Origin of the sequence: Acinetobacter haemolyticus (genome assembly GCF_900406815.1) — a bacterium.
Lineage (GTDB): Bacteria > Pseudomonadota > Gammaproteobacteria > Pseudomonadales > Moraxellaceae > Acinetobacter > Acinetobacter haemolyticus_A.
This window is the reverse complement of sequence record NZ_OVCN01000033.1, coordinates 1-7,808: the sequence shown is the minus strand read 5'-3', so window position 1 is coordinate 7,808 and position 7,808 is coordinate 1. Positions and strand designations below refer to the sequence as shown.

Below are 7,808 nucleotides of genomic sequence, written 5' to 3'. Positions count from 1 at the left end.
TCTGCGCTTCGATAATGGTATCGAGCTGTGGAACGATGCTATCTTCGTTGTAGTACAAACCAATACTTAAATTAACCTTTTCAGCGCGTGAATCAGCATTAAACTGTTCCATTAAAGAGAGGATTGGATCGCCTGCATAAGGTGGGATATGTTGAAACATTAACAATGTCCTTTCATTCAACAAGGTGCATGGATGTGTCTTGTGGAGCATGACTCCAGATGCCCGATAATGTACCAATAAAGCGATGATGAAGCACGCTGTTATTTACATTTATGGTGCAGTATTTACTTACAAAAATTTGTAGCAATGTGGTCGATTATAAAGATTGTCTACAATCAAGCTGTCATACCATAGTCTTAGCATAAATCTTACAAACAAGCTGAAAGATAAACAGAGTAAAGTATTTAATACGTATGATATCTATCTAAACTTTTGTTTTATTTATACTTATTTTTGACTTTTTGATGGGTGTGAAGAAGTATGATTATGATGCTAATAAGGGTGAGTTGACTCAGTAGATCTATTTTATTGTCGACAATCCTATTGCATTATTTGTATTATCTCGTTATAAAATCATCAAAACCGTAGAGATTGTCGACAATATGCAAGATACCCTTGTTCCACAAGATATAAGCACGAGTCAGGGAAGAACACTGACGGAACACGTATTTAAGCAAATTCAATCGGCGATTGTATTAGGACAGATTCCTGCGGGTAGTAAAATTTCTGAGCCTGAGTTGGCACGTATTTACGGCATCAGTCGAGGTCCTCTGCGTGAGGCGATTCATCGTCTTGAAGGGCAGAAACTGGTTGAGCGGACGGCACATGTGGGTGCACGTGTGGTTTCATTGTCGTTACAACAGTTTCAAGAACTTTATCAAATTCGTGCCTCGCTTGAAGGATTAGCCTGTAAATTAGCAGCACAGCATATTGATAAAAAACAAATTTTGGCATTGCGTGATGTATTGCGAATGCATGCAGAAGATGAAAATTTTAAAGCAGGCAAGGGCTATTACCTGCAAGAAGGTCAAGACGATTTCCATTACTGCATTATCAAAAGTAGTGGCAATAAAACTTTAGAAAAGATGTTATGTGATGAGCTTTATCACCTCATCCGTATGTACCGAATTCAGTTTTCAAATACCCCAAATCGACCGAGCAAAGCTTGGGACGAACATATCCGCATTTTAGATGCGATCGCAGAAGGTGACGGTGAACTTGCCGAAATGCTGATGCACCGTCACATCAATGCATCTTACAAAATTGTTGAGCAAACATTGCTGCAAACCCAAGGAGAACATCAACATGGCTAAATCTGCTGGTCAGCTATTCCGCGACGCGGTCGCAAATGAAAAACCATTACAAGTGGTGGGTGCGATTAACGCCAATCATGCATTGTTAGCAAAACGTGCGGGCTATAAAGCAATTTATTTGTCAGGTGGTGGTGTTGCCGCAGGTTCGTTAGGTTTACCTGATTTAGGGATTAGTAACCTTGATGATGTATTGACGGATGTACGCCGTATTACAGATGTGTGTGACTTACCGTTATTGGTTGATGTAGATACAGGTTTTGGTGCTTCAGCATTCAATATTGCACGTACCACGAAATCAATGATTAAGTTCGGTGCAGCAGCAATGCACATCGAAGATCAAGTGGGCGCAAAGCGTTGTGGTCACCGTCCGAATAAAGCGATTGTGACACAGCAAGAAATGGTAGATCGTATTAAAGCGGCAGTGGATGCACGTACTGATGAAAACTTTGTGATCATGGCACGTACTGATGCACTTGCAGTTGAAGGCTTACAAGCAGCGATTGACCGTGCAGGTGCTTATATCGAAGCAGGTGCGGATATGTTATTCCCTGAAGCGATCACTGAACTGGCAATGTATAAGCAATTTGCTGATCTGACTAAAGTGCCAGTATTGGCGAACATTACTGAATTTGGTTCTACACCCTTATTCACGACTGAAGAGTTGGCTTCTGCGGATGTAAGTATTGCGTTATACCCACTTTCAGCATTCCGCGCGATGAATAAAGCAGCGGAAAATGTGTATGTGACTTTGCGTCAAGAAGGCACACAAAAGAACGTTGTTGATACTATGCAAACCCGACAAGAATTGTATGAACGCATTAACTACCATGCGTTTGAACAATACCTAGATGGAACTTTCGCGAAGAATAAATAGTTTGAGCTTTTCTAACCTCTCCCAGAGGGAGAGGGATTTCACGAATTAAAGACTTTCTAGTGGAGATAAAAAGAGTATTTTATCAGTTTCATGAAAGTCTCAATGATCGTGAAGGCGGCATGGATGCCGCCACGTTGGACTGCGGTAGCAAGGATGTACCGTCAGGCCAACAAAGGATTTTTGCTTACTTTTGATCCATCAAAAGTAAGTCCAGCCGAAGGCTTATCCTCAAATCAGATGAGAGTTCGGTACGACACCGCTAAGAAATTCACTCAGGATATAAAAAAGGACAATCTTATGAGCAGTAATGAAACTCCAACAGGCTTCAAGCCAAAAAAATCAGTTGCGTTAAGTGGTCAAGTTGCAGGTAATACAGCACTTTGTACCGTAGGTCGTAGTGGTAATGACTTGCACTACCGTGGTTATGACATTCTTGACCTTGCAGTGGGTAGCGAATTTGAAGAAGTTGCACACTTACTTGTACATGGCAAACTGCCAAACAAAGCTGAGTTGAAAGCCTATAAAGCAAAACTTAAAGCACTTCGTGGCTTACCAGCAGCATTGAAAACTGCACTTGAGCAGTTACCACCATCTGCACATCCAATGGACGTGATGCGTACAGGTGTATCAGTTTTAGGTTGTTTAACGCCTGAACATGAAGACCACAATGAAGCAGGCGCGAAAGACATCGCTGATAAATTGATGGCAAGCTTGGGTTCAATGTTGTTGTATTGGTACCACTTCAGCAACAACGGTCGTCGTATCGAAGTTGAAACGAATGATGACTCAATCGCTGCACATTTCCTCCATTTACTTCATGGCGAAGCGCCATCTGAAGAATGGATTCAAGCCATGCATACCTCTTTGATTCTGTATGCAGAGCATGAATTCAACGCATCAACATTCACCTCACGTGTTGTTGCAGGTACAGGTTCAGACATGTATTCAGCAATTACAGGTGGTATTGGTGCGCTACGTGGTCCAAAACACGGTGGTGCGAACGAAGTTGCATTCGTGATTCAACAACGTTATGACAACGCTGACGAAGCAGAAGCAGACATCCGTAGCCGTGTAGAGAAAAAAGAAGTGATCATTGGCTTTGGTCACCCTGTTTATACCATCTCTGATCCACGTAACGAAGTGATCAAGAAAGTGGCGCGTGAACTTGCTGAAGCACAAGAAAATACCAAGATGTACCTCATTGCTGAACGTTTAGAAGCGGTGATGAAAGAAGTGAAGAACATGTTCCCGAACCTCGACTGGTTTAGTGCGGTGAGCTACCACTTGATGGGTGTTCCGACAGCAATGTTCACACCATTATTCGTGATTGCACGTACAGCAGGTTGGTCAGCACACGTGATTGAACAACGTCAAGACGGCAAGATCATTCGTCCAAGCGCAAACTATACTGGCCCTGAAAACTTAGAATTCAAACCATTGGCGGAGCGTGGTTAATGACAAATCAATACCGTAAACCGCTGGCAGGTACCCAGCTCGAATACTATGACGTGCGTCAAGCCGTTGAAGATATTCAGCCAGGCGCATATGAAACTTTGCCATACACATCTAAAGTGTTGGCAGAGCAGCTTGTACGTAAAGCTGATGCAGAAAACTTAACTGATTATTTAAAGCAATTGATTGAACGCCGTCAGGACATGGATTTTCCTTGGTATCCTGCACGTGTAGTTTGTCATGACATCTTAGGTCAAACAGCACTCGTCGACCTTGCTGGTTTACGTGATGCGATTGCTGACAAAGGTGGCGATCCTTCTAAAGTGAACCCAGTAGTTCCAACGCAGTTGATCGTGGATCACTCTTTGGCAGTGGAATATGGTGGCTTTGATCCTGACGCGTTTGAGAAAAACCGTGCAGTAGAAGATCGTCGTAACGAAGACCGTTTCCACTTTATCGAGTGGACGAAAACCGCATTTAAAAATGTCGACGTAATCCCTGCGGGTAACGGCATCATGCACCAGATCAACTTGGAGAAAATGTCTCCAGTGATCCAAAATCGTGATGGCTTAGCATTCCCAGACACATGCGTAGGTACAGACTCACATACACCACATACGGATGCACTTGGTGTAATCTCAGTGGGTGTAGGTGGTTTAGAAGCTGAAAACGTGATGTTGGGTCGTGCATCTTGGATGCGTCTTCCAGACATTATTGGTGTTGAGCTTGTTGGTCAGCGTCAAGCAGGCATCACAGCGACGGATATCGTATTGGCACTCACTGAATTCTTGCGTAAAGAACGTGTCGTTGGTGCATATCTTGAGTTCTTCGGTGAAGGCGCAGACACCATGTCGATTGGTGACCGTGCAACCATCTCGAACATGACACCTGAATATGGTGCAACGGCTGCGATGTTCTACATCGACCAAAACACGATTGATTATTTACGCCTGACAGGTCGTGAAGATGCACAAGTGGCATTGGTTGAGCAATACGCAAAAGAAATCGGTCTTTGGGCATCGGATATGACCAAAGCGGAGTACCCACGTGTACTTCGTTTTGATCTTTCAACAGTCACTCGTAACATTGCAGGTCCATCAAACCCACATGCACGTGTATCAACTGCTGACTTGAAAGAAAAAGGTATTGCAGGTGTTGTTGAAAACCGTACTGATGGTTTAATGCCTGATGGCGCGATCATCATTGCCGCGATCACGTCATGTACCAATACCTCAAACCCACGTAACACGGTGGCGGCAGGTCTATTGGCACGTAAAGCCAATGAACTTGGTTTAGTACGTAAACCTTGGGTGAAATCTTCATTTGCACCAGGTTCTAAAGCGGCTGCATTGTATCTAGAAGAAGCTGGCGTACTCAAAGACCTAGAAAAACTTGGTTTTGGTATCGTGGCGTATGCATGTACTACATGTAATGGTATGTCAGGTGCGCTTGATCCAGTGATTCAACAAGAAATCATTGATCGTGACTTGTATGCGACTGCGGTACTTTCGGGTAACCGTAACTTCGATGGTCGTATCCATCCATATGCAAAACAAGCGTTCTTGGCATCGCCTCCACTGGTCGTAGCGTATGCGATTGCAGGAACCATTCGTTTTGACATCGAAAAAGATGCACTGGGTACAGACAAAGACGGTAATCCAATTTACCTGAAAGATATCTGGCCATCTGATGCTGAAATTGATGCACTGGTAAAAGAAGCTGTGAAGCCTGAACAATTCCGTAAAGTCTACATTCCTATGTTTGACCTCGGTGAAGTTGAGCAAGCGGAAAGCCCACTTTACGACTGGCGTCCTATGAGTACTTACATCCGTCGTCCGCCGTATTGGGAAGGGGCGTTGGCTGCACCACGTACGTTGACCAACATGCGTCCGCTTGCAATTTTGGGTGATAACATCACGACTGACCATTTATCGCCTTCAAATGCGATCATGATGGATTCGGCTGCGGGTGAATACCTACACAAAATGGGCGTACCTGAAGAAGACTTCAACTCATACGCGACACACCGTGGTGACCATTTGACTGCACAACGTGCAACATTTGCCAACCCGAAATTGTTTAATGAAATGGTGGTTCGTTCTGACGGCACGATTAAACAAGGTTCAAAAGCGCGTGTAGAGCCTGAAGGCGAAGTGATGCGTATGTGGGAAGCGATTGAAACTTACATGAACCGTAAGCAACCGTTGATCATTGTTGCGGGTGCGGATTATGGTCAAGGTTCAAGCCGTGACTGGGCAGCGAAAGGTGTTCGTCTTGCAGGTGTTGAAGCGATTGTGGCTGAAGGTTTTGAGCGTATTCACCGTACTAACTTAGTGGGTATGGGCGTGTTACCGCTTGAGTTTAAACCAGGTGTGAACCGTAAGACGTTGAAGTTAGATGGTACTGAGCTTTATAGCGTGATTGGTAATATCTCACCGCGTTCGACTTTGACTTTAGTGATTGAACGTTCAACGGCTGATGGTAAAGAAGAAATTCTTGAAGTGCCTGTAACTTGCCGTCTAGATACAGAAGAAGAAGTTTCTGTATATGAAGCGGGCGGTGTATTACAGCGTTTTGCACAAGACTTTTTAGAAGGTCAAGTGGCTTAATACTTTAGCTAAAAGTAATTGATATTGTTTAAAAAAGACCCTATCTTGATGATGGGGTTTTTGCTTTTCAGTATTACAAGTTGAGGAAATTATGGGTAAAAATAAGAACGCACTCCAAGTGAGTAATGAGGAAAAAAAATCAATTGAAGACGTATTAAAACAATACTTAATAGCAATAGATGGAATTACATCAACGGCTAAAATTGCTCTACCTCATATTTTGAAATGGAAGCTTTCAGAAATTGAAATATTACAAAATAAATTAAAAAAATTTAAAGAGGTCGTAAATCATGAGACTGGAAAAAAGGGCTTGATGGTAGAAAATGCTAGAGATTTTGCAGAAATAACAGAATGTCTTCGTCAACTTGAGGGAGTTAACAAAAAGAAGCATGATACATATTTAGCTAAAAGTTTATTTACTCAATTATTTGCAGAGTTTGATGCATATATTGGTGAGTTACTAAAAGTAATTTATTTAGGTAATGAAGATTTGTTGAAAGGTATTGTTAGAGAGATTTCATTAGCTGACATAATGGATTTTTCTGATCTGGATTCTGTAAAAATATCTATATTAAATAAGGAAATAGAAACATTAAGACGAGATAGTTACATAGAGCAGTTTTCAGCACTAGAGAAAAAATTCAAAATAGAGTTAAAAAAATTTGAGGAGTGGTCTGCTTTTGTTGAGCTTTCACAGCGTAGAAATATTATTATGCACAATGGTGGCGTTGTAAGTGATCAGTATATAAATGTTTGTCAGAAAGAGGGGTATAAATTCGAAAGTAGTACCAAAATTGGATCTGATTTAGATGTTGATTTTGAATACTTTTTAAAAGCTTCTAGAATATTATCAAAAGTTGGCTTGATGTTAGCATATACACTATGGAGTAAAGTGTTCCCAAGAGAAATAGAAGAACTGCACCAATCATTAAATAGTACTGTTTATGATTTTTTACTCAATAAAAAGTGGCGATTTGTTTCTGAATTATGTGACTTTATGTTCAGTAAACCTATGCTAAAGGATATTCAGGATATTCATTACAAGATAAGAATCGTTAATTCTGCTATTGGTTTGAAATTCTCGGAACAAAATAGTAAAGCGGAAGAAATGCTTGGGTCGGTGGATTGGTCAGCAAATTATAGGGATTTTAAACTCGCAATCGCAGTCTTAAGAGAAAACTATCCTGAGGCTGTTCAGATAATGAAAGGTATTGGTAGAAATGGTGAGCTGATTGATCAGCATGCTTACCATATTTGGCCACTTTTTTCTCGATTTAGAGAGCAGCAGGAGTTTTATGATGCTTACTATGAAATTTATGGTGAACATTTTTCAGAGAGTCTAGAACTACCAAATGAAACTATTGAGGCTACTATTGAGGGAAATACCTTAGTGTCTGATCTAAAAAATGTGCATGAGGTAAATTTCAATAATAATCAATTGAAAAAACATACATCAGATAAATCAAATCATACTGATACTGATACTGATACTGATACTGATACTGATACTGATACTGATACTGATACTGATACTGATACTGATACTGATACTGATACTG

5 protein-coding genes and 1 pseudogene are annotated in these 7,808 nt (G+C 41.4%); 5 read left to right on the top strand and 1 reads right to left on the bottom strand.

Annotation, left to right across the window (positions count from 1 at the left end; translation table 11 throughout):
* Positions 1 to 160, bottom strand: a pseudogene (locus DK207_RS15425) (aromatic amino acid aminotransferase); the annotation flags it as partial.
* A gap of 443 nt (positions 161 to 603) precedes the next feature.
* On the opposite strand from DK207_RS15425, the gene DK207_RS15420 reads away from it, so the two are divergent.
* The 5 genes from DK207_RS15420 to DK207_RS15395 all read left to right on the top strand — a co-directional run.
* Positions 604 to 1,314 carry a GntR family transcriptional regulator gene (locus DK207_RS15420; RefSeq protein ID WP_109441945.1) on the top strand — a complete coding sequence of 237 codons (711 nt, stop codon included), beginning with the start codon at positions 604 to 606 and terminating at the stop codon, positions 1,312 to 1,314.
* Entirely contained in the window at positions 1,307 to 2,188 is an 882-nt protein-coding gene (gene prpB, locus DK207_RS15415) for a methylisocitrate lyase (protein ID WP_004907224.1), read from the top strand. The genes DK207_RS15420 and prpB overlap by 8 nt, the downstream gene beginning before the upstream one ends.
* A gap of 297 nt (positions 2,189 to 2,485) precedes the next feature.
* Complete coding sequence (prpC, locus tag DK207_RS15405; protein WP_109441944.1) at positions 2,486 to 3,643, top strand: 2-methylcitrate synthase; 1,158 nt, start codon at positions 2,486 to 2,488, stop codon at positions 3,641 to 3,643.
* Complete coding sequence (gene acnD, locus DK207_RS15400) at positions 3,643 to 6,249, top strand: Fe/S-dependent 2-methylisocitrate dehydratase AcnD (RefSeq protein ID WP_109441943.1); 2,607 nt, start codon at positions 3,643 to 3,645, stop codon at positions 6,247 to 6,249. Before prpC ends, acnD begins: the two co-directional genes overlap by 1 nt.
* Before the next feature lie 91 nt (positions 6,250 to 6,340).
* On the top strand, positions 6,341 to 7,808 hold a 1,468-nt coding region (locus tag DK207_RS15395; RefSeq protein WP_109441942.1), incomplete at its 3' end, for a hypothetical protein.

Excerpts from the sequence above, each read along its gene's own strand:
- prpC (WP_109441944.1), top strand. The coding sequence starts at position 2,486 with ATGAGCAGTAATGAAACTCCAACAGGCTTCAAGCCAAAAAAATCAGTT.
- prpB (WP_004907224.1), top strand. The coding sequence starts at position 1,307 with ATGGCTAAATCTGCTGGTCAGCTATTCCGCGACGCGGTCGCAAATGAA.
- acnD (WP_109441943.1), top strand. The coding sequence starts at position 3,643 with ATGACAAATCAATACCGTAAACCGCTGGCAGGTACCCAGCTCGAATAC.
- DK207_RS15420 (WP_109441945.1), top strand. The coding sequence starts at position 604 with ATGCAAGATACCCTTGTTCCACAAGATATAAGCACGAGTCAGGGAAGA.